This window comes from Pseudomonas sp. MPR-R2A5 (genome assembly GCF_058793055.1).
Map to the genome: position 1 here is coordinate 93,857 of NZ_JBXAFK010000002.1, position 24,123 is coordinate 117,979.

A 24,123-nucleotide genomic window follows, 5' to 3' on the forward strand; every position below is an offset into this window, starting at 1 on the left:
GTGTTTTTTTGGGTAGGAAATGTCAGACGACGTTGAGGGGGATTTTCAGGTAGCGGGTACCGTTGGCTTCAGGCGCAGGCAAATGCCCGGCGCGGATGTTGACCTGGACTGAGGGCAGAATCAGGGTCGGCATGTCCAGCGCTGCATCGCGCTTGGTGCGCATCGCTACGAACGCCTCCTCGCTGATGCCATTACGCACATGCACGTTGAGTTCGCGCTGTTCGGCAACGGTGCTGACGAATTGCACCTCACGCCCGCCCGGCTGGTAGTCGTGGCACATGTACAGCAACGTCTGCGCGGGCAGGCTCAGGACTTTGTTGATGGACTGGAACAGCGTGCGCGCGTTACCGCCGGGGAAGTCACAGCGGGCGGTGCCGTAGTCGGGCATGAACAGGGTATCGCCGACAAACGCCGCCGTTTCACTGCCATTGCTGATCAGGTAGGTCATGCAGGCCGGCGTATGGCCGGGGGTATGCAGCGTAGAGCAGTGCAGCGTGCCGATACGGAACGTTTCCTCGTTGGCGAACAGGTGATCGAACTGGCTGCCGTCGCGGGGCATATCGCTGCCGGCATTGAACAGCGTGCCGAACACCTTTTGCACCGTCGAAATCTGGCTGCCGATGCCTATTTTTCCACCGAGCTTTTCCTTCAGGTAGGGCGCGGCGGTCAGGTGGTCGGCGTGGACGTGGGTCTCCAGAATCCACTCGACCTGCGCATTCAGCGCGTTCACCCGGGCTATCAGGCGGTCGGCAGAGGTGGTGGCGGTGTGGCCTGATTTGGGCTCGTAATCCAAAACGCTGTCGATGATCGCGCAGTGGTGGGTGGCTTCATCCAGCACCAGATAGCTGACGGTATGGGTAGCAGGATCGAAGAAGCCTTCGACGTGAAGTTTGGCGCGCATGAACGGTCTCCTTGAGGGGGCTTTTTTACCGAGCCACTTAGACTAAGGACTGACAGTGCAATAAGTTTGCCAGGCGATGGCGCCCACTAAATCGTCTGATATCTAATTGATTTTATTGGGCTTTATATTTGTGTATGGGCGTGTTCGGGCGTCTGTCGGATGGGGTTTTCTGCCATTGGCAGTGCCTGTTGACAGAGGTGGCAGTGCCACACCAGGATAGAAGAATGGATTCCAGGAGCCATGATGAAGACTTTCCAGCCGACCCCCACCAACGCCGTGCCCCCTCCGGATCAAGTGCAGTCGCTTGTTTCGTTTTTGGAGCACGAACCCAACCCCATGATCGTGCTTGATCCGGACTACAACATCCTGGCGGCCAACACGGCTTATCAGCGTCAGTTCGGCAGCGCCGACAAGCCCTTCATCGGGCATAAGTGCTATCAGATCTCCCACCATTACGACGTCCCGTGTGATCAGGCGGGTGAGAATTGCCCGATGAAAAAAGCCCAGGAAATGCGTGGGCCGGATCGTGTCTTGCACATCCACCACACGCCTCGGGGGCCTGAGCATGTCGACGTGGAATTGCGCCCGATCCTCGACGAGCACGGGGTGATTACCGCCTATGTGGAGCGCCTGACACTGGTACGCAGCGCCTCGGCGCGCCCCAGCGACGAAGGGTTGGTCGGCTGTTCACCGGCTTTCAACCTCGCCCTGTCGGAGTTGCAACGGGTGGCGCCCTCCATGCTGCCGGTGCTGCTGCTGGGGGAATCGGGCACCGGTAAAGAGCTGTTCGCACGCGCCGTCCATGAAACCAGCGAGCGGGCCGCCGGGCCGTTTGTGGTGGTGGATTGCTCGGGCTTGACCGAAACGCTGTTCGAGAGCGAGCTGTTCGGCCATGAAAAAGGCGCCTTTACCGGCGCCATCACGCGCAAGCCCGGCTTGGTCGAAACCGCCCAGGGCGGCACATTATTCCTGGATGAAATTGGCGATGTGCCGCTGGCCATGCAGGTGAAACTGTTGCGCCTGATCGAATCCTCGACTTATCGCCGGGTTGGCAGTGTCGAGACCTGTCACGCCAATTTCAGATTGATTGCCGCCACCCACAAACCGCTGGAAAAGATGATGGAAAAAGGCGAGTTCAGGCAGGACCTGTACTATCGCATCAGCGCCTTCCCGATTCACTTGCCACCCTTGCGTAACCGGGTCGAAGACATCGGCTTGCTGGCCAATTCCTTTCTGCAGCGTGGCGGTGCCGGCAAGCGCCGCCTGACCCTAGACCCTGAAGCCTTGGCAAGGCTCCAGCAGTACCCCTGGCCTGGCAATATCCGTGAGTTACGCAATGCGCTGGAAAGAGCCAGCCTGTTCGCTGACGACGGCGTCATCCGTGCCGTCCATTTACCCCAGGCATGCGTGGCGCTGCCGCCTCAGGCTGTGGCTTCGACACCGTCCGACAGCAACACGCTGGCGCAGGCCCTGGCGACATTCAAAGGCACTCGCAGCGAGTTGGCCAGGCACCTGGGCATCAGTGACAGGACCTTGTACCGACGCCTGAAAGAACAGGGCCTGGCCTAGGCAGTCTCCGACTGCCAGCGCGCTGCCAACCTGGCAGATTGGCAGCGCGCTGGCCTGCCAATTCCCGCTGAATTCAACCCGATCACATCGTAACTTTCTGTTTTATAAGCATATAAATACAGACCCAGGCCTTGGCATGCCCTGTGCTAATTGCCTGGCATGACCATTTCCGACAAACGCCTGCTACGCCATCTGCTCACCGCGGTGCTGATCAAGCTCGTGCTGCTGAGCGTGCTGTGGTGGCTGTTCGTCCGGGATTCGCACGTCACTGTCGACCCGAACACGGTCGGCAACCGATTCGGTGTACCCACCTCGACTCAAGGGGCAAGCAAGTGATCTCAGAACAACTGGTGGATTTGTCACGGCTGCAGTTCGCGGCGACTGCGCTATACCACTTTCTTTTCGTGCCGCTGACGGTGGGCATGGTGTGGCTGCTGGTCATCATGGAGAGCGTCTATGTGATGACCGGGAATGTCATCTGGAAAGATATGACGCGCTTTTGGGGCAAGTTATTCGGCATCAACTTCGCCTTGGGGGTGACCACCGGCATCACCTTGGAATTTCAGTTCGGCACCAACTGGGCCTACTACTCCCACTACGTGGGCGACATCTTCGGCGCCCCGCTGGCCATTGAGGGGTTGATGGCGTTTTTCCTCGAATCGACCATGATCGGGCTGTTCTTTTTTGGCTGGGATCGCCTGAAGAAAGAGCATCACTTGCTGGTCACGCTGCTGATGGCCATCGGTACCAACCTGTCGGCGTTGTGGATATTGATCGCCAATGGCTGGATGCAGAACCCGGTGGGCTCGGAGTTCAGCTACATCACCATGCGCATGGAGATGGTGGATTTCTGGGCGGTGGTGTTCAACCCGGTGGCCCAGGCCAAGTTTGTCCACACGGTATCTGCCGGTTATGTCACCGGCTCAATGTTTGTGTTGTCGATCTCCAGTTGGTACTTGCTCAAGGGGCGTGACATCGAGTTCGCCAAGCGCAGTTTTCGGGTGGCGGCTGCCTTCGGCCTGGCCTCCGTGCTGAGCGTCATCGTGCTGGGGGATGAGTCGGGTTACACGGTGGGCGAGGCGCAGCAAACCAAGCTCGCGGCCATGGAGGCCATGTGGGAAACCAAGCCGGCGCCGGCGGGGCTGACCTTGCTGGCCAGCATCAATGAAGCCGAATCCCGGAACAACTGGGAAGTCGACGTGCCGTGGGTGATGGGCTTGATCGGCACGCGCTCGGTGAGCAAACAGATTCCCGGCATTCATGACATCAAAGAGAAAAACCGCGCGCGCATCCTGCGTGGCATTACCGCGGTCAATGCGCTGGAAGCCCTGCGCGCCGATCGCACCGATAAGGCGGCGTTCGAGACCTTCGAAGCGTACAAGGCCGACCTCGGCTTTGGCCTGCTGCTTAAAAAGTACGTCGCGGATGTCAACCAGGCCACCCCGGCCATTATCGACAAGGCGGTGAACGATACCGTACCGCGCGTAACCCCGATGTTCTGGGCGTTCCGGGCCATGGTCGCGCTGGGTTTCGCCATGCTCCTGCTGTTCGGGCTAGCCTTCTGGAGCACCTTGAAGTCGGCCTGCACACGTCGTCGCTGGCTGCTGCGTTGGGCGCTCTGCATGCTCCCCGCGCCCTGGCTCGCCTGCGAGCTGGGCTGGTTCGTCGCTGAATACGGTCGTCAACCCTGGACCATCTACGGCGTGCTGCCCACCCACATGAGCGTCTCCACGCTCAGCATCAACAACCTCTATGGCTCGCTGGCAGGATTCGTCGCTTTCTACACCGTGCTGCTGGTGGTTGAAATGTTCCTGATGGTCAAGTTCGCCCGCCAAGGGCCCGGCAGCCTCGGAACCGGCCGTTATGCCCACGATGCCAATCTGAAGGAACTCCACCATGCTTGATTACGTCACCCTGAAAATTATCTGGTGGGCACTGGTCGGCGTACTGCTGATCGGCTTCGCCATCATGGACGGCCACGACATGGGGGTCGGCACCCTGCTGCCCTTTGTAGGCCGCACAGACCTGGAACGCCGCGTCGCAATCAACACGGTGGGGCCGCACTGGGACGGCAACCAGGTGTGGTTCATCACGGCGGGCGGCGCGTTGTTCGCGGCCTGGCCGGTGGTGTATGCCACTGCGTTCAGCGGGTTTTACTGGGCGATGATCCTGGTCCTGTGGGCGTTGTTTTTCCGCCCCGTGGGGTTCGACTATCGCAGCAAGATCCACAACGCCAGATGGCGCAGCACCTGGGACTGGGGGCTGTTTGTCGGCGGGGCCGTGCCGCCGCTGGTGTTCGGCATCGCCTTCGGCAACCTGTTGCAAGGTGTGCCGTTCCATTTCAGCGACCTGCTCGTATCGACGTACACCGGGAGTTTCTGGCAACTGCTGAACCCCTTCGCGCTGCTGACCGGGGTGGTGAGCAGTGCAATGATCACGCTGCAAGGCGGTACGTACCTGGCGCACCGCACTGAAGGGGCGATCCAGGCCCGGGCGATCAAAGGCGGGGTGGGCGCGGCGTTGGTGCTGCTCTGCACATTTGTGATCGCTGGCATCTGGTTGCAATGGATCGACGGCTATCGCATTACCTCGGTGGTGGATACCGCCGGGCTGCCGGACATTCTCAACAAGACGGTGGTGCGCGAAGCCGGTGCCTGGATGGCCAATTACGGCCATTACCCTTGGCTGTGGCTGCTGCCCGTGCTGGGCTTGGGCGGCGCAGCCGCTGCCGCGTTGTTGCTGATGATGCGGCGGACCCTGGCCGCGTTCGTCGCGTCGTCGCTCGCGGTGATCGGCGTGATCAGCACGGCCGGTGTCTCGATGTTTCCCTTCGTCATGCCGTCGTCATCGGTACCGGCGGCCAGCCTGACCGTGTGGGACAGCGTTGCCAGTCATCTGAGCCTGGCGATTATGTTCTGGGCCACGCTGATTTTCATGCCGCTGATCGTGATCTACACCTCATGGGCCTATCGCGTCATGCGCGGCAAGGTCACCGTGGCGCAGATCAAAGCCAACGAACATTCAGCCTACTAGCGTCATCGGAGGAGCAACGACTATGTGGTATTTCGCCTGGATGCTGGGAGTCGGCTTTGCACTGCTGCTGGCCATATTAAATGCGATGTGGGGCGAGAACGAAGCCGGCCGCGCCCTGAACGATCGCGACGAGACGCGGCCATGACGCCGCGTGCCGCCGACGCACCGGCGCCCTCACAGCTACACCTGCTGAGCTTGCTGCTTGCCATCGCGATGATGCTGGCGTGTACGCTCTATCCGCCGATGATGACCGCGCCAGATGGCCGCGCTGATCATGGGCTGGCAACGGCGTTGTTCACCGCGATGAGCGTGGCCTTTGTCAGGGGCGTGGGGTTTGTGCCACGCAGGCGTGTGTGGCGCGGGTTGTTCTCGGGCTGGACCTGCCTGGCCGCTCTGGCCCTGGCGGGCGCGCTGAAGTTCCTGCGCTGAAGGAGCGACGATCCCGACGCTACGGTGGCATCTCTTTGCCGTAGCGGGATCGTCAAGCCTTGCGCACAGTGCGGCGCCGGAATGCTGGAAGCGTCAGAACGTCTGGCCCATGGAAAACTGGAAGATCTGCTTATCCGCGTTCTCCGGCGTGCGGATCGGATACGCCAGGTTGACACTCAAGGGCCCCAGCGGGCTGTACCACGTCACGCCCACCCCCACTGAGCTGGCCATCTGGCTCAGGTCCACACTGCCGCAGCCTTGGGTGGTGCTCAGGTAGCATTTGTCCGAATACACCGAGCCCATGTCCCAGAACAGCGAGGTGCGCACGGATTTGTTGTCCTTGATGAACGGCACCGGGAACAAGTACTCCGCGCCCCCGGTAATCAGGATATTGCCGCCCAACGCATCGGTATCGCGGTCTGAATAGTACGCCTGACCGGCGCTGGCATAGGTGCCGGTCGCCGGGGTGCTGCGCGGGCCGAGGGTGCCACTTTTAAAACCGCGCACCGTGCCTTCGCCGCCCGCGGTATAGCTTTCATAGAAGGGCAGCCCGTCCGTGGCGCCATAACCGTTGCCGTAACCGAGCTTGGTATGCAAGCGCAGGGCCGTGGTGTTGCTGACGGGCAGGAAGGTTTGCCCCGTGTAGTCGACTTTGTAGAAGCTCAGGTCACTGCCGGGCACCGTCACGGTCAGGTTGAGGTTTTGCGAGTGCCCGCGCGTGGCCAATACGCCCTTGTTCAAGGTCGACTCCGACCAGCCCAGGTTGGCCTTGAAGTTGGTGAACTGCTTGCCTTCGCGCTCGATGAAATCGTAGATCTCGTCGGCGCTGTAAGTGCCTGGCTCGATGCTGTCGTGTTGGGCGGTCAGGCCGAAACTCAGGCGTGAGGTCTCATTGATCGGGTAACCGAGGGTGGCGCCCAGGCCAAAACTGTTGATGGCGTAATAAGACACCCCATCATCGTAGTATTTGTTGTAGTCGGTCTTGTTGTAGAACGCGTTGTAACCCAGGCTCACCCCGTCGGCCGTGAAGTAAGGGTCGGTGAAACCGATGTTGTACTTGCTCTGGTAGGACGAACGGGTCAGCCCCAGGCTGGCGTAATTACCCGTGCCGAGAAAGTTGTTCTGGGTAATCGAGCCGCCGAGGATCAGCCCCGAACTCTGGGCGAAGCCGACGCTGGCGGTAATCGAGCCGGAGGCTTGTTCTTCCACGGCGTAGTTCACATCCAGCTGGTCATCCACGCCGGCGACTGCCGGCGTCTCGACATTCACCTCCTTGAAGAACCCCAGGCGCTCCAGGCGGACCTTGGATTGGTCGATCAGGTAGGTCGACGCCCAGCCACCCTCCATCTGGCGCATTTCGCGGCGCAACACCTGGTCGTCGGTCTTGGTATTGCCCCGGAAGTTGATGCGATTGACGTAAGCCCGCTTGCCGGGGTCGACGCTGAAGAGGATGTCGACCGTATGGTCGGCGTCATGGACCTGGGGCGTACCGTTGACGTTGGCGAACGTATAGCCTTCGTTGCCCAGGCGGCGGGTAATCAACTCCGAGGTGGTGGTCATCAATTTGCGCGAGAACACCTGGCCCTTTTGCACCAGCAGCAATGATTGGAGCTGGTCTTGCGGGACTTTCAGCTCGCCGCTCAACTTGACGTCGCGCACCGTGTATTTCTGGCCTTCCTGGATGTTCACGGTGATGTAGACGTGCTTTTTGTCCGGGGTCATGGAAACCTGGGTCGAGCTGATGTCCATGTTGATGTAGCCACGGTCCAGGTAATAGGAGCGCAGCCGTTCGAGGTCGCCGGAGAGTTTCTCCCGCGCGTATTTATCGTCGTTCTTGAAAAATGACAGCCAGTTGCTGGTCTTGAGCGTGAAGGTGTCGGTCAAGGCGTCGTCGGGGAATACCGTATTGCCCACCACGTTGATGTGCTGGATCGACGCCACTTCACCTTCATCGATCTTGATCTTCACGCCGACCCGGTTGCGCGGCTGGGCGATGACCTCGGTGTCGACCGACGCCGAATAGCGGCCCTGGGCAACGTACTGACGCTGCAACTCATTGCGCACACCCTCCAGGGTGGCACGCTGGAATATCTCACCTTCGGCAAGCCCGCTCTGCTTCATGCCCTTCATCAAGTCGTCGGTGGAGATCGCCTTGTTGCCTTCGAATTCGATACTGGCAACCGAAGGACGCTCGACTACATTGATAATCAGCACGTCGCCTTCGCGGCTCAACTGGATGTCCTGGAAGAACCCGGTCTTGAACAACGCACGCGTGGAGTCCACCAGGCGCCGGTCATCCGCTTCGTCGCCGACATTCAGCGGCAGTGCGCCGAACACGCTGCCCGCCGAGACCCGTTGCAGGCCATTGATTCGAATATCCGAGATTTTGAAGCCTTGGGCGAGTACCAGTGAGGCATTGAGCAGCAGCGCAACCGAGCAGAGCAGGCGCGAAAAATTCATCAAGATCTTTTCCAGAACACATCGACAAGCAGCGCCGGCGCGCTTGGATCACTCGCCGACCGGTGAAGGGCGAGCATACGAGCGCGGGGCGTTTGGTGCGGTTAACCGAATGTCAAGTTAGGTAAAGGTTGGCCCGAATCGCTGCTGCAAGGCTGATAATGCGCACCCACCCCACAGACGAGCCGGCAATGATCTCCGTACTGTTAGTCGACGACGACCAGGAATTGACTGGAATGCTGAGCCAGTACCTGGCGTGTGAAGGCTTCGAAGCCACGGCCGTGCACACGGGCGAGGAGGGCGAGGCCGAAGCGCTGTCGGGCCGCTACAGCATTGTGGTGCTGGATGTCATGCTGCCCCAGCGCTCGGGCATCGAGGTGCTGCGGCGTATCCGCACGGTCAGCCAGGTGCCCGTGGTGCTGCTGACCGCCCGTGGCGACAACATCGATCGCATCACCGGCCTGGAGCTGGGCGCCGACGATTATGTGCCCAAGCCCAGTTCCCCAGGCGAGCTGGTGGCACGCCTGCGCGCCATCATGCGCAGGGTGCAGGCGGCGGGCCAGCCGACCACCGAGGTGATCAAGACCGGCTCGCTGGTGTTGTGGCCAGGCAAGCGTGAGGCCCTGTGGAACGGCGCCGAGCTGGGTGTGACCAGCACCGAGTTCAGCCTGCTCGAAGAGCTGGCCCGCAGCGCCGGCCAGGTGGTAAGCAAAAAGGACCTGTCGCTCAACGCCCTGGGCTGCCCGCTGACCCGCTACGATCGGCGCATTGACGTGCACATCAGCAGCATCCGGCAAAAGCTGGGGCCGCGCCCGGATGCCAAGGCCTGGATCCAGAGCGTGCGCGGGCTTGGCTACCTGTTGATTGCCGAATGAGCAAGCCCGGCCTGCTGTTCTGGAAGCTGTTCCTGGCTTTCTGGCTGGCGACCACCTTGACGTTCCTGGTGGGCGTCGGTGTGCTTGAGGTGGGCCGCTTCCGCCCGGGCGACCCGCATGTGGAGGCGATCCTCGCCAGCGAAAAGAGGCTGCTGCAACAGTTTGGTGTCCAAGCCGCCGGCCAGCTTCTGACGGTATGGGAGCGGCCGCCGGATGAGGCCATTGGGGTCTATGACAGCACCGGCCAGTTGCTGGTTGGCGCTCCCGTTGCACAGCCGGCCTATGAGCAAGCGGTCACCAGCCGGGAGGGCCTGGCGCTGTCTCTGCGGTCGACCCATGCGCCGGGTAATGACGCAGGCAGGCCGTGGCCCCAGATCCCGCTGATCATCGGTACGCTGATGAGTGCGTTGTTCAGCGGTTACATGGCGTACTACCTGGCCTGGCCCTTGGCGCACTTGCGTCGGGCAATGAGCGATGTGGCCCAGGGGCGTTTCGAAACCCGGGTCAAACCGTCCATGGGCAAGCGCCGCGATGAAATCGTCGACCTGGCCGAAGACTGCGACCGCATGGCCAACCAGTTGAAGGTATTGGTGCAAGCCCAGCAGCACCTGCTGCACGACATCTCCCATGAGCTGCGCTCGCCGCTGACGCGCATGCAAGCGGCCATCGGCCTGTTGCGCCAGGACGCCGCGCGCCTGGAAATGCTCGAACGCATCGAGCGCGAATCCGAACGCATGGACACCCTGATCGAAGCGTTGCTGACCCTGGCTCGCCTGCAAGGCCGGCCCGAAAGCATCGAGCGCGAGCCGGTGGATATCGTCGAATTGCTGGCGATGATTGTCGAAGATGCGCAGTTCGAAGCCGGTATCAAGGGCTGCCGCGTTCATCTGCAGGCTTGCCCGCCGTTTATCGCCTGTGTCAGCGGCGAGTTGCTGTACCGCTGCTTTGAGAATGTGATCCGCAACGCTGTGCGCTATACCCGGCCGGGTACTACCGTGCGGGTCTCGGCGCACGTCAATGCCGAGGCCAATCGCTTGAGCGTGCGCATCAGCGACCAAGGCCCGGGGGTGCAGCATGACCGGCTGCACAGCATCTTCCAGCCGTTCGAGCGCGGCGTGGGCGATGCCACTGTCGGCTTTGGCCTGGGCCTGGCCATCGCCGCGCGGGCAGTGCAGATGCACGGCGGCACTATCGAGGCGCGCAATGAGATGGGGGGAGGGCTGACCGTGGAGGTCAACCTGCACAGCGCGCGATCTTTACACGACATTACATTGGCTTGACCGCCCTGTACGTCGCCGCTCATTAGACTGGTCGCCAGTGATCGAGCGGAGATGGCAATGTTTCAGGTGCATAAAAAGGGCTTTGTGCCCGGCAGGAAAATGGTCGACGGCCTGGTCCCGTATGATTTCTTTTGCGAAGACAGCCCGGCGATCAATCTCTTCGTGTTTACCGGCGCGGCCACCCCAGGCGCAAGCGTCGAAGAGCAGACGCTGTGGGGCTTCACCCGGCTGGAGCGGTTCGAGGCGATGACCAGCGTGCTGGTGGGCAACAAGCAACAGGCCGGCTGGTTTCAAAGCGTCAATGTGCTGACCGGGCCTGACCTGAACGGTACGCAAAGCGTGAAATTCCAGCGCGTGCTGAAAATCATCAAGCACGCGAGCGCCACGCGCAAAGTCGACTACGAGATCCTGACCGACGAAGGCGACACCTACTTCACCCGGCCGACCGTCGCGCCGAACTGTGCGCAAACCGTCATCTATTCGGCCGACACCTCCGCTCAGCGTGGGTAAACACGCCATCAAGGCTGCGTAAGGAGTACTCGAACTTTTTTTGTGAATGATTTTCGTCGAAGCCTGTCCCTTTTTTTCACCTCACCGGTCATTCCAGGTAAGTGAACAAAATCGAGAGCTTCTTCCAATGCCCGCAGTCCTCCCCTTGCGCTTGCGCCCGTTGCTCAAGCTGAGCCTGGTGCTGAGCCTCAGCGCCAGCCCGCTGTTTGTCCCGCTCAGCTATGCCGAAGACACCGCCGCCCGCCGCAGCTACCAGGTGCCCGCCGGGAGCCTGAGTGCCGCGCTGACCCGTTTTGCCGGGTTGTCAGGCGTCAACCTGTCGGTGGACCCGGCGCTGGTCAGCGGGCGCAGCAGCGCTGGGTTGTCCGGTGAGTACGGCGTGGAGGAGGGCTTTGCGCGTTTGCTGCAAGGCTCGGGCCTGCAACTGCAATCGATGGGCGAGCAGGCCTACATGCTGGTGCCGGTACCGGATGGCAGCAGCCTGGAGCTGGCGCCGACGTCCATCCTGGGCACCACGGGCCTGTATGACGGCGATACCTACGCTGGCGGCCAGGTGGCGCGCCGTGGCTCGCAAGGCTTGCTGGGCACGCGGGACTTCATGGAAACGCCGTTCAGCATGACCACCTACACCCAGGACACGGTCAAGAACCAGCAGGCGCGCACCCTCGGCGACCTGATTGCCAGCGACCCCTCGGTACGCGCCACTAACCCGGCCGGCGGGCGGTATGAACAGTTCACCATTCGCGGCTTCAGCCTGTTCAACAGTGATGTGGCCTACAACGGCCTGTACGGCGTGCTGCCCACTTACACCATCGACATGGAAATGGCCGACCGCGTCGACATCTTCAAAGGCCCCACCCAGTTGATCAACGGCATCTCGCCGCGCGGCAGCGTGGGCGGCGGCATCAACGTGGTGCCCAAGCGCGCCACCGACAAGGACATCACTTCGTTTACCGGTACCTGGGCCTCCGACAGCCAGGCGGGCGGGGCGGTGGATGTGGGGCGGCGCTTTGGCGAGGACAACAAGTTCGGCCTGCGTTTCAATGGCGTGAAGCAATCTGGCGATACCACCTGGGACCACCAGAGCGTCGACCGCGAAATGGCGGTGCTGGGCCTGGATTTCCGTGGCGAACGCCTGCGCCTTTCCACCGATATCGGCCACACCGAACGCGATACCGATGCGCCACAGGAACGTGTGCAAGTGGCCGCCGCCGCGCCAGTGCCGAGCGCCAACGATGTGCGCCACAACTACGCGCAATCCTGGAGCAAGGCCAGCACCAACGACACCTTCGGTACCGTGAATGCCGAATATGACCTCAGCGATTCGGTGATGCTCTACGGCGGTGTGGGCGCGCGTAAAAGCAACCACGACTTCCTGCGCCATGCAGTGTCAGTGACCAATGCGGCCGGCGATTTCACGGTGCAGCCCCGTGATTTCACCCGTGATGAAAATGTGCGCACCTACAACGCGGGTGTGCGCAACTGGTTTCACACCGGGCCAGTGAGCCATGAGGTCAACCTGGCCGCCAGCTACTTCTATATGGACTTCACCAACGGCGGCGCGCGTTATGCGAACGCGTCGAGCAATCTCTACAACCCCGTGCAAACTGCGACGCCGTCCGTGGCCACGCGCCAGGATGCGAAGGTCTACACCGAGAACAAGTTCAGTGGCGTGGCCTTGTCCGACACCCTCGGCTTCTTCGATGATCGCCTGCTGTTGACCCTTGGCGCGCGCTGGCAGCGGGTCAAGGTGGATGACTGGAACAATGGGGTCAAAGGCCTCACCGGCTACGACGAAGAAAAGATCTCGCCATCCGGCGGCTTGCTGTTCAAAGCCACCGACAAACTGTCGCTGTACGCCAACTACATGGAGGGCTTGAGCCAGGGCAAGATCGCGCCGTCCACGTCGAGGAATGAAGACGAGATCTTCCCGCCGTTTATCAGCCGCCAGGTCGAAGTCGGCGCCAAATACGACGCCGGAGCCTTCGCCGTGACCGCCGCCGTGTTCCGCATCAAGCAACCGGCCTATGAAACCAACGCCACCTCGCGGTTATTCGGCCCCAACGGCAAACGCCAGAACCAAGGGGCGGAAGTCAGCGTGTTCGGTGAACCGCTCAAGGGCGTCCGCCTGCTCGGTGGGGTGATGTACATCGACAGCGAACTGACGCACACCACTAACGGTACCTACGACGGCAACCGCGCGCCGGCCACGCCCAAGTACAACGTCAACCTCGGCGCCGAGTGGGACGTACCGACCCTCGAAGGCTTGACCCTGACCAGCCGCGGCATCTACTCCAGTTCGCAGTACCTGGACCCGTCCAACGTCAAGGAAATCGACGCCTGGAACCGCATCGACGTCGGCGCACGCTATGCCTTCAAGGTGGATGACAAGCACATCACCCTGCGGGCCAATGTCGAGAACGTCGCCGATAAGCGCTATTGGAGCTCGGCGGGTGCGTCGGATGACAGCGAGCCGGGGCTGACCCTGTCGACCCCACGCACCTACCTGCTGTCTGCCACCGTCGATTTCTAGACGCTGATTAAAAATGTGGGAGAGGCGGTACGACCACTCCCACATTTGGATCTCAATGGGCTCCGGATTTCCACACGGCCCTCTTGACCTCGATGGCTTTGGGCAACAACCGGTTCTGGAAAAACAGATCCGCCGTCGCCTGCTGCGCCTGAATGATCCCCTCATCAATCGGCAAAATCGGCGAAGGCGGGCGGTTATCCATGTAGCGCGCAACCACGTCGGCGGGCAGGCCCATGAAGTCGGTCAGTACTTTCAGGCTGTCTTCGCGCTGGCTGCGGGTAAGGGCTTCGGCGGCGGTGAGTTCGTCGAGCAGATCATGGATAAACGCACCGTTGTCCCGCGCATACTCGCGCCGGGCGGTGTACACCGGTCCCGACAGGCCCAAGCCTTCGCCATTGGCCAGCACCTGGCTGGGGCTCTGGCTCAAGGCGAGTGACGAGTAGGGTTCCCAAATCGCCCAGGCGTCGACGCTGCCTTGTTCGAACGCCGCTCGCGCATCGGCCGGGGGCAGGTATACCGGTTGGATGTCCTTGTAGCTCAGGCCGGCGTTGTTCAGCGCGCGCAGGATCAGGTTGTGGGAGCTGGAACCTTTCTGGAATGCGACTTTCTTGCCCTTGAGGTCCGCGACCGAATGCAGCGGGCTATCGTTGCGCACCAGGATCGTCTCGGCGCTCGGCTTGGGCGGTTCGGCGCCGATGTAGACCAGGTCGGCCCCGGCGGCCTGGGCGAACAGCGGCGGGATGTCGCCGGTGGAACCCACATCCAGTGCCCCCACGTTCAGCGCTTCAAGCATCTGCGGGCCGGCGGGGAATTCGATCCACTTCACATCGGTCTTCGGGAAACGCTTTTCCAGCAGGTCATGTTGCTTGGCAAGGACCAGCGCGATGGAGCCCTTTTGGTAGCCGATCCGCAGGGTGGCGGGGGCGGCGGCCAGTGCGGTTTGCGTCACGGCCAGCAGGGCCAGGATCAGTGCGGGAATTTTCATGCTCCAGCCTCTGTAAAACGATGGGCCGGGCGCGCCAGGCCGAGGTTTTCGCGCAAGGTGGAACCGCTGTATTCAGTGCGAAACAGGCCGCGTCGCTGCAGCTCGGGCACCACTGATTGCGCGAAGTCTTCCAACCCACCCGGCAAGTGCGGCACCAGGATATTGAAACCATCGGCCGCGCCGTTTTCGAACCAGTTCTGCAGCTCATCGGCAATCTGCGCGGGCGTGCCGATCAGGCTGTAATGCCCACGGCCACCGGCAATTCGCCGACCCAATTGCGCGAGAGTCAGTTGCTCACGGTTGGCCAAATCACTCAGCAGTTGCTGACGACTGCGTTGCCCACTGTCGGTCAACGGCAGCTGCGGCAACGGCCCGTCCAGCGGATAGCCGGACAGGTCGAAATTGCCCAGCATGCGCCCCAGCAACGCGACACCCACCTCCGGTTCAACCAGCGCCTGGAACGCCTCGAATTTGCCCTGGGCCTGGGCCTCGGTCGCCCCGACCACCACAAACACGCCGGGCATGATTTTCAGCGAATCCGGCTCGCGCCCGTACTGGCTCAAGCGTCCCTTGAGGTCGGCATAAAACGCCTGGGCATTGGCCAACGAGGTCTGTGCGGTGAACACCACCTCGGCGGTCTGCGCCGCCAGCTCACGGCCGGCTTCGGACGAACCAGCCTGCACGATCACCGGTTGGCCCTGGGGCGAGCGCGCCACATTCAGCGGGCCCTTGACCCGGAAGTGTTCGCCCACATGGTCCAGCACATGCAGCTTCGCCGGGGCGTAATAGTTGCCGCTGGCCTTGTCGCGCACAAATGCATCGTCTTCCCAACTGTCCCACAGCCCGGTCACCACCTGATGAAACTCCTTGGCGCGGCTGTAGCGTTCGCGATGGCCGAGGTGTTCGTCGCGGCCAAAATTCTGCGCTTCGGCGGCGTTGTCCGAGGTCACCAGGTTCCAGCCCGCGCGCCCGCCGGACAGGTGATCCAGCGAAGCGAACTTGCGCGCCACATGGTAAGGCTCGTTGTAGCTGGTGGTCGCCGTGGCGATCAGGCCGATATGCTCGGTCACCGCACTCAGCGCCGAGAGCAGGGTGAGCGGCTCGAAATGATCCGAGCGTGCCATATGGCTGGCGATCTCGCCGGTGGCGGCGGCGACGCTGTCGGCCACGAACAGCGCATCGAACTTCGCCGCTTCGGCCACCCGCGCCAGGTGTTTGTACTGGGCAAAGTCCAACCCCGCATTCGCCGGTACGTCCGGGTGGCGCCAGGCGGCGACATGGTGCCCGGTGGCCATGAGAAAGGCGCCGAGTTTCAGTTGACGGCTCATGCTAGAAATCCTTGCGCAGTTGCACGCCGAAGTAACGCTCATCGTCACGGGGTACAGCGCGGTAGATGTAGTTGCCGCCGCTGGCCAGCAGCGGTGAGTAGGACTTGTCGGCGAGGTTCTTGGCCAGCAATGCCACGCGCCAGCCGTTGTTGTAGTCAGCCAGGGCCACGCTGGCGTTCCAGATGCCGTAGGCGCCTTGCTTGGTGTCGACGTTCTGGCTGATGTCGTACTGCACTTCGCTTTGCCAGCTGTAGTCGGTGCCCAGTTCGATGTCCAGGCCGTTATCCAGAGGGATCGTGTAGTCGGCGCGCACGTAACTTTTCCAGTCCGGGCTGAAGGGCAGTGGTTTGCCGTTGACGTTGCACGTCGCCGCGGCACCGGCGGGGCAGGCGAACTCATCAATGCGCGCACGGGTGTAAGCGAGGGCGCCGGAGAGCTTGAGTTGCTGGGTGGCTTGCAGGGCGTAATCCAGCTCGACGCCTTCGGTGCTGACGCTACCGGCATTGATCAGGCGGGTCACGACCTGGCCGGCGACGGTGTCGAAAAAGTTGGCCTGGTAGTTGTCGTAGTCGCTGTGGAATACCGCGACGTTAGTGGTCAGGCGGTTGTTCCAGGCCGTGGCCTTGATCCCGGCTTCCCACGTGTTGGAGGTTTCCGGCTTGAGCGCATCGGTGTCGCGCGGTTGCATATTGAAGAACACGTTGTAGGCCGGGCCCTTGTAGCCGCGCGAGTAGGTGAGGTAGCTGGTGACGCTATCGCTGATGTCGTACTGCACCCCGAGGCGACCGGACCAGCCGTCTTCGTCCACCGAGCCGGAACTGGAGGTAGCCGGTTGAATCCCGCTGACCGTGGTGGCCGAGGTGGAGACGCGGCGGTGATCGTATTTCAGGTCATCGTGGGTGTAGCGCAGACCGGCGATACCACGAAAGCGCGAGGTGAAATTCAGCGTGGTCTCGCCGAACACCGCGTAGCTGTCGCTGGTGGTGCTGTAGTCGGCGATGCCACGGTCGGTGCGCGTGGTGGTGGTCAACGTACGTTGATAGGTTTCCTCGTCCTTGCCGTGCATGTAGAACAGGCCGCCGACGTATTCCAGGAACTCACCCTTGGGCGAGGCCAGGCGCAGCTCCTGGGAGTATTGGTCGAAGGCCAGCTCGCCCTTGTCGGCAGTGCCGGGGAAGGCGGCGGTCACCGTGCCGAGGCGGTCGCCATCCTGGTACTGGGTGTTGTCCCAGCCGCGCCAGGCGGTGATCGAGGTCAGGGTGTAGTCGCCGAGGTTCCAGTCCAACTGAGCGGACAAACCTTTGTTGGTGTCTTCGACGTGGCTGCGCGTATCGGTGTTGATGTCGCGGTTGTCGCCGGAGGCGCGCACCGGGCTCAGGGCATTGGTGAAGGCCGGGCTCAGGGACTTGCTGACCACGCCATTCGGCGCGTCGTCGTGGGACTGCATGTAGTCGGCGATCAGGGTCAGTTTCACGTCCTCGTTGGGGGTGAATTCCAGCTTGCCGCGAATGCCCTTGTGGTTGTAGCCGTTGACCTCCTGGCCGTTGTGCTGGTTATCGACGTTACCGTCGTAGCTGCCGAACAGCGTGCTGATTGAGCCCTTGAGCACATCCGGCACCAGGCTGCCGCCGATGCCGAAACGGGTGCGGCTTTCATTGCCGCTGTAGTACGACTGGTCGATATAGCCGTGGGTCTCGGCGGTGGGCGCCTTGCTGGTAATGTTGAGCACGCCGGCCGAGGCGTTCTTGCCGAACAAGGTGCCTTGCGGGCCGCGCAGCACCTCGATGCGTTCGAGGTCCAGCAGGTCGAGGGTGGCCTGGCCGGGGCGCGCATAGACCACACCGTCGATCACTGTGGCCACCGTCGGCTCCACGCCAGGGGAGGTGGAAATGGTGCCCACGCCGCGCACGAACAGCGAGGTGTCCTTGTTCGAGGCGCCGGTGCGGAAGTTCAGCGACGGCACTTGCTGGGCGATGCTTGCCACGCCGTTGCGGTTGTCGCGCTCCAGTTGTTCGCCGTCCAGCACCGAGACCGCCACCGGGACTTTTTGCAGTGACTCTTCACGCCGGGTGGCGGTGACCGTCACCGATTTGAGCGTGGGCTCCTGTTCGTCAGCGGCAAAGGCGCCGGGTACGGGGAGGGCGGTCAGACCGGCGAGAAGGAATAAGTGCGTGTGCCTGTGCATGGTGTGTTCGCTCGAAAAATGCCCTGAACCGCTACGGTTCTTACGACCGTCAGCGCCTGTGAAAACTGTCGTGGGCATTCGCTTGAGCGAGTAGCAGACAGCGCGCTTTGTTAGCGCTAACATCGGCATTATTGGTAGCTCGGGTTTAGAGCGTCAAAGACTTAAAAATTATTCCTATATTCTTTTTTGTTTTTAGCAGGATGATCCCGTGAGCGAAGACAAACCGCGCAAACGCCGTGGCGCCGGGCGCGTCACCTTGAACACCGTGGCCCGCCAGGCCGGGGTGTCGGCAATCACCGTGTCGCGCTATTTCAACCAACCGGAGCAGGTCTCGCCCGAGCGTCGTGAACGCATCGCCGACGTGGTGGCCGAGCTGGGTTATGTGCCCAACCTGGTGGCTGGCGGGCTGGCGTCGGCGCGGGGGCGGATCGTGGCGATGGTAATCCCGAACATCTCGGGGCCGATATTCGCCAACACGATCCAGGGCTTCAGCGACACCCTCAGTCGCCATGGGTATCAGCTGTTGCTGGCGTCCAGTTACTTCAGCGCCGAGCAGGAAGAAAGCGCGGTGCGCGCGTTCCTCGGTTGGTCGCCGGCGGCGCTGGTGCTGACCAGCCGCTTCCACAGCGCGGGCACCGACAAGATGATCGCCGACGCCGATATTCCGGTGGTGGAAACCTGGGACTACGTGCCCGACCGCGCGCCGTTGCAGATCGGTTTTTCCCACTACGCAGTCGGCGTCACGGCCGCGCGCTACCTGCATGGCAAGGGCTATCGGCGCATCGCCTTCGTGCAGAACAGCGCTACGGGGGACTTCAGCGCGCAGGAGCGGGGCGATGGGTTTTCCGCGACCCTGATCGAGCTGGGTGTACAACCCTGGGTCTTCGCCCCGGACGCCGACCGCGCGCCTTTCGAGGCCGGCAAGCAGGCGATGGAAGCCCTGATGAGCCATGCCACCCCGCCTGACGCGATCTTCTTCGCCAATGACAACCTCGCCGCCGGTGGTTTGCTGGCGGGACAGCGTGCCGGGCTGAAGATCCCGCAGGACTGCGCCGTGCTCGGGTTTGGCGATTACCCGTTTGCCGAGATGCTGTTACCGAGCCTCAGCACCATCAAGCCGCCTGCCTTGGAAATCGGTGTGCTGGCGGCCACGCGGGTGCTGGAAAGCCTTGGGGTCGTGCCGGTGGAGGATGAAGTACAGCGTTTGAACCTGTTGGACTGCCGCCTGATCGAACGGGAAAGCGCCTGAGCTTTATTTGCGGCCCAGGGGCAATTTGGATACGGTGCAAGCCTGCCCACAAGGACCTCCCCATGACCGAGCCTGCCCCCAAGACCCGCCGCGCGCCCAAAGGTGAAAAACGCCGCGAAGAGCTGTTGGACGCGGCCTTGCAGGTGTTTTCCCTGGAGGGTTACAGCGGCGCTTCGGTGGCCAAGGTGGCGGCCATCGTCGGTATTTCCGTGGCCGGTGTGCTGCATCACTTCCCCAGCAAAATTTCATTATTGATGGGCGTGTTGCAACGTCGCGACGAGGTCAATCAACGGATTGCCGATGAAGTGCGCGCGGAAAAGTCGTTGACCGGGTTGCTCGGCAGCCTGCGCGCGATCAACCGTTCGAACGCCACCGCGCCGGGCGTGGTGCGCGCGTTTACCATCTTGAATGCCGAAAGCCTGCTCGACACCCAACCGGCCTGGGCCTGGTTCCAGGCGCGCTATGCGGCGATTCAGCAACGTATGCAGGGGCAGTTTGCCGACCTGGTCGCAGCGGGGGAGGTGCGCAGCGATGTGGACATCGCCGGGCTGGTGGAAGAAATCCTGGCCATGATGGACGGCTTGCAGATCCAGTGGCTGCGCTTTCCGGAGCAGGTGGACCTGGTGGCGCGGTTTGACAGCTACATCGCGCGGGTCGAGGCAGCCATCAGAACTTGAGTCGAACACAGTCAAATGTGGGAGGGGCGGTGCGACGATTCGACTTGCCCCCGATGGCGGCCTCTGGGCCGACTATTTTTTTGGATTGGACCGGGTACATATCCGTTGCTGCGGTAACGGCGACTTAGGGTTCCGCCCTTACGGCGGCTCACTTTGGAAAAGCCCCAAAGTAAGCAAAGGGCTCTTGCCCCACCACTCGGCACCTCGCCCAGGCTCGGTGTGCCCGCAATCCGACAGTGATTTGGGGGGCCGCCGCCACGCGCCATCCATGGCGCGGGGCGGCTAAACCGGCATCCCTGCCGGTTTACCCCCCAAATCACTATCGAATTGCGGCCAGCGTGGTTTAACGGGGCGCCTGAGATCAAGATCAAGATCTAAAGCAAGATCAAGGGCGGCTCGCTTCGCATCGTGGTTACCGTTGGCTAATACAACGTTGTGTAGATACCCATGCTCATCGGGGGCAAGTCGAATCGTCGCACCGCCCCTCCCACAGAGGTCAGTTACCGGTGGCACTGCCCTGGCTGCTGTCATCGCTCATGTCATAGCCATCACCGTCGCTGGTGCCGCTATCACCTTCATTTTGATGCAGCACACCGCCGGTCTTCACCGTCGATTCACGCAGCGTCGAGTTGAGCGCCGAGCGCGGCAGTGGGTTGCTGGTGGTGGTCGACAGGTCCTGGCGGAACGGGTTGACCAGCTTGGCGTTCAGGCGAATGTCCTGGGACGACGCGCCCACCGACAGGTTGAAGCTGTCGGCATCCACGACCCATTGCTTGCTCGCCACGTCGTAGTAGGCCAGCGAGCGATCGTTGAGCTCGATGGTCACGCGCTTGCTCTCGCCCGGCTTCAAGAACACTTTCTTGTAGCCCTTGAGTTCCTTGATCGCGCGTTCGACTTTCGGGTTGTTCTGGCCCACGTACAACTCGGCCACTTCGGCGCCCGCGACCTTGCCGGTGTTGGCCAGGTCGAACGACACCTTGATCGGCGCACCGGCCACCGCCACCCCAGGGGTCACGCTGATGTTGCTGTAGCCGAAGGTGGTGTACGACAAGCCGTAGCCGAACGGGTAGAGCGGCTTGATGCCCTTTTTCTCGTAGCCGCGATAGCCCAGGAACAGGTCGTCCTTGTAGCTCATCTCGGCCAGGGTTTCCTGGTTGTCGAACTTGGGGAAGGTCGCGTAGATCGGGTTGTCTTCGATGTTGCGCTCGATGCTGATCGGCAGCTTGGCCGACGGGTTGACCTTGCCCAGCAGGATCTCCGCCAACGCCTGGCCGCCGTTCTGCCCAGGGTAGAACGCATGCAGCGCGGCCGGTACCTGGTCGATCCAGTCGCTCATCTTCAAGCCGGTACCGCCGTGCAGGGTGACCACGGTATTCGGGTTGACCTTGGCGATGCTCTGGATCAGCAGGTTCTGGTACTCGGGCAGGTCGAAACTGTGGTCGAAGCCTTCGCCTTCGTATTCATTGCTGTTACCGGCCGCGACCAATACCGCGTCGTACTGGGCCAGGTCCTGCGGTGCCACCAGCGAGGCCCAGCTCATCTGCACGCCCACCAGGCCGCCCATGGTCGACAGGTAGCCGTTGCGGCGTGAATATTCCAGCTTGATGTCGACCGGTTTGCCGGCTTCCAGGTTGACCTTGGCAAACACCGGAATGGTCGGCGGAATACTGTTGTTCGGCAGCGGTTTGCCGTCGCCGTTGTCGAGGACTTTCTGGCCGTTGACGTAGAGGCGCACGGCGCCGTCGGCACGCACCTTGAACACCTGCTCGCCGCTGACCGTCGGGGTGATCTGGCCGCTGTAGCGAATCGAGGTGGCGGCGGTATCGCCGTTCACTGGGAGGCTGTCGGTGGACCAGTCCAGGTCGACATGGGTGTCGGTGCGGCTGGCGGCCGGGTCGCCGGACCAGTTGGTGTTGCTGAAGAACTCGGTCTTCAAGCCTTTGACGCGGTTGCCATGGCTGTCGGCATGGGTCCAGGTCGAGGTGGCGGGGTCCAGGGACAGCCCGTCGATGAACTCGACCTTGGCGCCCGGCGCCAGTTGCTGCAAGCCGCTCAGCTCACTGATGTAGTTGGCGGCCATGACGTTGGCGCTGCCAAAACCGGTAGGTGGCGCGTACTTGGCCAGGGTGCCGACCACGGCGATGCGCTTGACCTTTTTGGCGTCCAGCGGCAGCAGGCTGTGCTGGTTTTTCAGCAGCACGATGCCTTCGCGGGCAGCGTTCAGGGCCACGCGGTTGCTGGTAGCACTGTTCATGTTGTGGCTGGTCAGCGGCGCCTTGCTGTCGAACTTGTACAGGTAGATCTGCTTGAGGATGCGGCGCACCTTGTCATCGATGGTCGCGCTGCTCAGCTCGCCGCTGTCCAGGTACGGCTTGAGGATGGTGCTGTTCATCTGGTAGCCCATCATGTCCAGGTCGGTACCCGCCTGTGCCGCCGGCAAGCCGTTGACCACTGCGTTGTAGTCGCTCTGCACGAACCCCGGGTAGCCCCATTCGGTCTTGAGGATGTCACGCATCAGGTGCTTGTTCTGGCAGGCGAACTCGCCGTTCACCTGCTGGAAGGCGCACATCATCATCGCGACCTTGCTGTTCTTCGAGGCGGACTCGAACGGCTGCAGGGTCATCTCGCGCAGCACGCGCTCGCTGATGATTTCATTGAGGTGGAAGCGGTTGCTTTCCTGGTCGTTGGCGGCGAAATGCTTGGCGTTGGCCCACACACCACGCGACTGAATGCCGTTGATCACCGCCGGCCCCAGGCTGGCGCCCAGGAACGGATCTTCACCGGACAAGTACTCGAACGCCCGGCCGCTGTACGGCATGCGGTAGAGGTTCACGCCTGGGCCGGTGACGAACTGATAGCCGCCACTGGCGGTGTCATAGCCCAGGGCACGGCCCAGGTCGATGGCGCGACGTGGGTTCCAGCTGGCGGCCAGGTTCGGCCCCGACGGGTAGACCACGCCCTGCGCATTGCCTTCGCTGGTGTAGCGCACGCCCACGCCGCCATCGGCGCCGTGAATCTGCGGGATGCCGTACTGGGTCAGTGGCTTGACGTCCCAGCCTCCGGTGCCGCCGATGTAGGCGAGTTTTTCTTCCATCGTCATCTTCGCCAGGGTCTTGTCCGCGGCTTTTTCCGCGCGGCTTACCCGGCCTTCATCCAGGGCGGGGCTGGTGGCCGCATGCACCTGGGACACGGCCAGTGCCAGCAGGGCGAATGCCGACTGTGCACCGATCATTTTGCGTTTATTCATGGGACTCTCCGACAACAGTTCAGTAAACATGGCGCGCCGAGAAGTGCGTATTGCACTGCACCTCGTCACTTTTTTCTGGGCAAAAGTTGCCCGTGATCGCAATTTTTAACCGATGGCTAATTGCAACTATTTGGCGAAATTCGCAGTTTTATAAGTTTAATAATTGTATTGGTTATTGTTGTGGGTAGTGTCTAAGCGATATCACGGGATGGCATTTTGAACCGCGAAAACGGCATAATTAAGGCAATTCTTGCGCTTGTAAGTCAAACGAAAGCTAATTTTTGCGTGAAATAAGAAATAATTTCTTACGTTCTGGAACTAAGACTAAACCTACCAGTCGATTGGTTTAACAAAAAACATCCTGGCATGGCTAACTAGTGGCATTGCTCGATGGTTCTAAAGTGCCATGTTTACACAAGCTGTCATACACAACGCTTTGGTGTAGGGTCTTGATCGAGTTCAAGGCGCCACTTGGGCTATTTGCTGTTTTTGATCTGGAGAAAGTTGATGAAGATTTCCCTGTTGGGTGCCGGTGTTGTATTGGGCGTTGCGCTAAGTGGTGCGGTGATGGCGGCTGATGCCACCGACGCGGATGCCAAGTCAGGCGCCGCCGATTCCACCGTGCTGACCCAGAGCCACGATGCCAAGGCGGCCAAGAAGCAGAAGACCGAAACCACCAAAGGCGGGCGGCCGCTGAACAGCAGCCAGGCCGCGCCGAAGACCTCGAACTAACGGGGAAACGCGGTCCCTTGTGGGAGGGGGCTTGCCCCCGATAACGGTGTATCAGCCGGCGCATACGGCAGCTGGCCCACCGCTATCGGGGGCAAGCCCCCTCCCACAAGGGTTTCCCAACGCCCTTTAGAAC

The 24,123-nt window shown here is 61.7% G+C and carries 19 protein-coding genes; 13 read left to right on the forward strand and 6 right to left on the reverse strand.

What is annotated here, in order from left to right; all coding sequences use genetic code 11:
- Positions 1–22 precede the first annotated feature (22 nt).
- Positions 23–901: an MBL fold metallo-hydrolase gene (locus AC1Q6I_RS01870; RefSeq protein ID WP_102624006.1), complete on the reverse strand. Its 879-nt coding sequence runs from the start codon at positions 899–901 to the stop codon at positions 23–25.
- Positions 902–1,144: 243 nt separating this feature from the next.
- Between AC1Q6I_RS01870 and AC1Q6I_RS01875 the strand changes: the two genes are divergently transcribed.
- The 6 genes from AC1Q6I_RS01875 to AC1Q6I_RS01900 all read left to right on the forward strand — a co-directional run bounded on the left by AC1Q6I_RS01875 (position 1,145) and on the right by AC1Q6I_RS01900 (position 5,932).
- Positions 1,145–2,470, forward strand: a complete 1,326-nt coding sequence (locus AC1Q6I_RS01875) for a sigma-54 interaction domain-containing protein (protein WP_102624007.1) — start codon at positions 1,145–1,147, stop codon at positions 2,468–2,470.
- 159 nt (positions 2,471–2,629) lie between these two features.
- Positions 2,630–2,806 carry a cytochrome oxidase putative small subunit CydP gene (gene cydP / locus AC1Q6I_RS01880; RefSeq protein ID WP_024076427.1) on the forward strand — a complete coding sequence of 59 codons (177 nt, stop codon included), beginning with the start codon at positions 2,630–2,632 and terminating at the stop codon, positions 2,804–2,806.
- Complete coding sequence (locus AC1Q6I_RS01885) at positions 2,803–4,374, forward strand: cytochrome ubiquinol oxidase subunit I (protein WP_024076426.1); 1,572 nt, start codon at positions 2,803–2,805, stop codon at positions 4,372–4,374. The genes cydP and AC1Q6I_RS01885 overlap by 4 nt, the downstream gene beginning before the upstream one ends.
- Complete coding sequence (gene cydB / locus AC1Q6I_RS01890; RefSeq protein ID WP_102625090.1) at positions 4,367–5,503, forward strand: cytochrome d ubiquinol oxidase subunit II; 1,137 nt, start codon at positions 4,367–4,369, stop codon at positions 5,501–5,503. The genes AC1Q6I_RS01885 and cydB overlap by 8 nt, the downstream gene beginning before the upstream one ends.
- Before the next feature lie 22 nt (positions 5,504–5,525).
- Positions 5,526–5,648, forward strand: a complete 123-nt coding sequence (gene cydX / locus AC1Q6I_RS01895) for a cytochrome bd-I oxidase subunit CydX (RefSeq protein ID WP_024076424.1) — start codon at positions 5,526–5,528, stop codon at positions 5,646–5,648.
- Positions 5,645–5,932, forward strand: coding sequence for a cyd operon YbgE family protein (locus AC1Q6I_RS01900; protein ID WP_024076423.1), 288 nt, complete (start codon positions 5,645–5,647; stop codon positions 5,930–5,932). The genes cydX and AC1Q6I_RS01900 overlap by 4 nt, the downstream gene beginning before the upstream one ends.
- A gap of 93 nt (positions 5,933–6,025) precedes the next feature.
- Here AC1Q6I_RS01900 and bamA read toward each other — a convergent pair whose 3' ends face one another.
- Positions 6,026–8,392, reverse strand: coding sequence for an outer membrane protein assembly factor BamA (gene bamA, locus AC1Q6I_RS01905; protein ID WP_102625089.1), 2,367 nt, complete (start codon positions 8,390–8,392; stop codon positions 6,026–6,028).
- 188 nt (positions 8,393–8,580) lie between these two features.
- Here bamA and AC1Q6I_RS01910 point away from each other — a divergent pair, with 188 nt between their 5' ends.
- The 4 genes from AC1Q6I_RS01910 (at position 8,581) to AC1Q6I_RS01925 (ending at position 13,587) form a co-directional block, all read left to right on the forward strand.
- Positions 8,581–9,264 carry a response regulator transcription factor gene (locus AC1Q6I_RS01910; protein ID WP_041160976.1) on the forward strand — a complete coding sequence of 228 codons (684 nt, stop codon included), beginning with the start codon at positions 8,581–8,583 and terminating at the stop codon, positions 9,262–9,264.
- Positions 9,261–10,544 carry an ATP-binding protein gene (locus AC1Q6I_RS01915; RefSeq protein ID WP_069076699.1) on the forward strand — a complete coding sequence of 428 codons (1,284 nt, stop codon included), beginning with the start codon at positions 9,261–9,263 and terminating at the stop codon, positions 10,542–10,544. Before AC1Q6I_RS01910 ends, AC1Q6I_RS01915 begins: the two co-directional genes overlap by 4 nt.
- 57 nt (positions 10,545–10,601) lie before the next feature.
- Complete coding sequence (locus tag AC1Q6I_RS01920; protein ID WP_069076700.1) at positions 10,602–11,054, forward strand: hypothetical protein; 453 nt, start codon at positions 10,602–10,604, stop codon at positions 11,052–11,054.
- Between the two features lie 127 nt (positions 11,055–11,181).
- Positions 11,182–13,587, forward strand: a complete 2,406-nt coding sequence (locus AC1Q6I_RS01925) for a TonB-dependent receptor (RefSeq protein WP_024076418.1) — start codon at positions 11,182–11,184, stop codon at positions 13,585–13,587.
- 52 nt (positions 13,588–13,639) lie between these two features.
- Here AC1Q6I_RS01925 and AC1Q6I_RS01930 read toward each other — a convergent pair whose 3' ends face one another.
- The 3 genes from AC1Q6I_RS01930 to AC1Q6I_RS01940 are packed head-to-tail and all read right to left on the reverse strand — an operon-like array spanning position 13,640 to position 18,214.
- Entirely contained in the window at positions 13,640–14,572 is a 933-nt protein-coding gene (locus AC1Q6I_RS01930; RefSeq protein WP_102625088.1) for a sulfonate ABC transporter substrate-binding protein, read from the reverse strand.
- Positions 14,569–15,900 carry an LLM class flavin-dependent oxidoreductase gene (locus tag AC1Q6I_RS01935; protein WP_102625087.1) on the reverse strand — a complete coding sequence of 444 codons (1,332 nt, stop codon included), beginning with the start codon at positions 15,898–15,900 and terminating at the stop codon, positions 14,569–14,571. Before AC1Q6I_RS01935 ends, AC1Q6I_RS01930 begins: the two co-directional genes overlap by 4 nt.
- Position 15,901: 1 nt before the next feature.
- Positions 15,902–18,214 (reverse strand): TonB-dependent receptor, encoded by a 2,313-nt coding sequence (locus tag AC1Q6I_RS01940; RefSeq protein ID WP_371858336.1) that lies wholly within the window; start codon positions 18,212–18,214, stop codon positions 15,902–15,904.
- A 79-nt stretch (positions 18,215–18,293) separates the two neighbouring features.
- Between AC1Q6I_RS01940 and AC1Q6I_RS01945 the strand changes: the two genes are divergently transcribed.
- Both AC1Q6I_RS01945 and AC1Q6I_RS01950 read left to right on the forward strand, forming a co-directional pair.
- Positions 18,294–19,334, forward strand: coding sequence for a LacI family DNA-binding transcriptional regulator (locus tag AC1Q6I_RS01945; protein WP_102625085.1), 1,041 nt, complete (start codon positions 18,294–18,296; stop codon positions 19,332–19,334).
- Between the two features lie 62 nt (positions 19,335–19,396).
- On the forward strand, positions 19,397–20,011 hold the full coding sequence (locus AC1Q6I_RS01950) for a TetR/AcrR family transcriptional regulator (protein WP_024076417.1): 615 nt from the start codon (positions 19,397–19,399) through the stop codon (positions 20,009–20,011).
- A gap of 496 nt (positions 20,012–20,507) precedes the next feature.
- Here AC1Q6I_RS01950 and AC1Q6I_RS01955 read toward each other — a convergent pair whose 3' ends face one another.
- Positions 20,508–23,258 carry a beta-glucosidase gene (locus AC1Q6I_RS01955; protein ID WP_102625084.1) on the reverse strand — a complete coding sequence of 917 codons (2,751 nt, stop codon included), beginning with the start codon at positions 23,256–23,258 and terminating at the stop codon, positions 20,508–20,510.
- Positions 23,259–23,765: 507 nt separating this feature from the next.
- On the opposite strand from AC1Q6I_RS01955, the gene AC1Q6I_RS01960 reads away from it, so the two are divergent.
- Positions 23,766–23,990, forward strand: coding sequence for a hypothetical protein (locus AC1Q6I_RS01960; protein ID WP_041160973.1), 225 nt, complete (start codon positions 23,766–23,768; stop codon positions 23,988–23,990).
- Positions 23,991–24,123 lie beyond the last annotated feature (133 nt).

Coding starts and splice junctions, on each gene's coding strand:
- AC1Q6I_RS01920 (WP_069076700.1), top strand. CDS start 10,602: ATGTTTCAGGTGCATAAAAAGGGCTTTGTGCCCGGCAGGAAAATGGTC.
- cydX (WP_024076424.1), top strand. CDS start 5,526: ATGTGGTATTTCGCCTGGATGCTGGGAGTCGGCTTTGCACTGCTGCTG.
- AC1Q6I_RS01960 (WP_041160973.1), top strand. CDS start 23,766: ATGAAGATTTCCCTGTTGGGTGCCGGTGTTGTATTGGGCGTTGCGCTA.
- cydP (WP_024076427.1), top strand. CDS start 2,630: ATGACCATTTCCGACAAACGCCTGCTACGCCATCTGCTCACCGCGGTG.
- AC1Q6I_RS01935 (WP_102625087.1), bottom strand. CDS start 15,900: ATGAGCCGTCAACTGAAACTCGGCGCCTTTCTCATGGCCACCGGGCAC.
- AC1Q6I_RS01915 (WP_069076699.1), top strand. CDS start 9,261: ATGAGCAAGCCCGGCCTGCTGTTCTGGAAGCTGTTCCTGGCTTTCTGG.
- AC1Q6I_RS01910 (WP_041160976.1), top strand. CDS start 8,581: ATGATCTCCGTACTGTTAGTCGACGACGACCAGGAATTGACTGGAATG.
- AC1Q6I_RS01955 (WP_102625084.1), bottom strand. CDS start 23,258: ATGAATAAACGCAAAATGATCGGTGCACAGTCGGCATTCGCCCTGCTG.
- AC1Q6I_RS01870 (WP_102624006.1), bottom strand. CDS start 901: ATGCGCGCCAAACTTCACGTCGAAGGCTTCTTCGATCCTGCTACCCAT.
- AC1Q6I_RS01940 (WP_371858336.1), bottom strand. CDS start 18,214: ATGCCGATGTTAGCGCTAACAAAGCGCGCTGTCTGCTACTCGCTCAAG.
- AC1Q6I_RS01900 (WP_024076423.1), top strand. CDS start 5,645: ATGACGCCGCGTGCCGCCGACGCACCGGCGCCCTCACAGCTACACCTG.
- cydB (WP_102625090.1), top strand. CDS start 4,367: ATGCTTGATTACGTCACCCTGAAAATTATCTGGTGGGCACTGGTCGGC.
- bamA (WP_102625089.1), bottom strand. CDS start 8,392: ATGAATTTTTCGCGCCTGCTCTGCTCGGTTGCGCTGCTGCTCAATGCC.
- AC1Q6I_RS01925 (WP_024076418.1), top strand. CDS start 11,182: ATGCCCGCAGTCCTCCCCTTGCGCTTGCGCCCGTTGCTCAAGCTGAGC.
- AC1Q6I_RS01930 (WP_102625088.1), bottom strand. CDS start 14,572: ATGAAAATTCCCGCACTGATCCTGGCCCTGCTGGCCGTGACGCAAACC.
- AC1Q6I_RS01950 (WP_024076417.1), top strand. CDS start 19,397: ATGACCGAGCCTGCCCCCAAGACCCGCCGCGCGCCCAAAGGTGAAAAA.
- AC1Q6I_RS01875 (WP_102624007.1), top strand. CDS start 1,145: ATGAAGACTTTCCAGCCGACCCCCACCAACGCCGTGCCCCCTCCGGAT.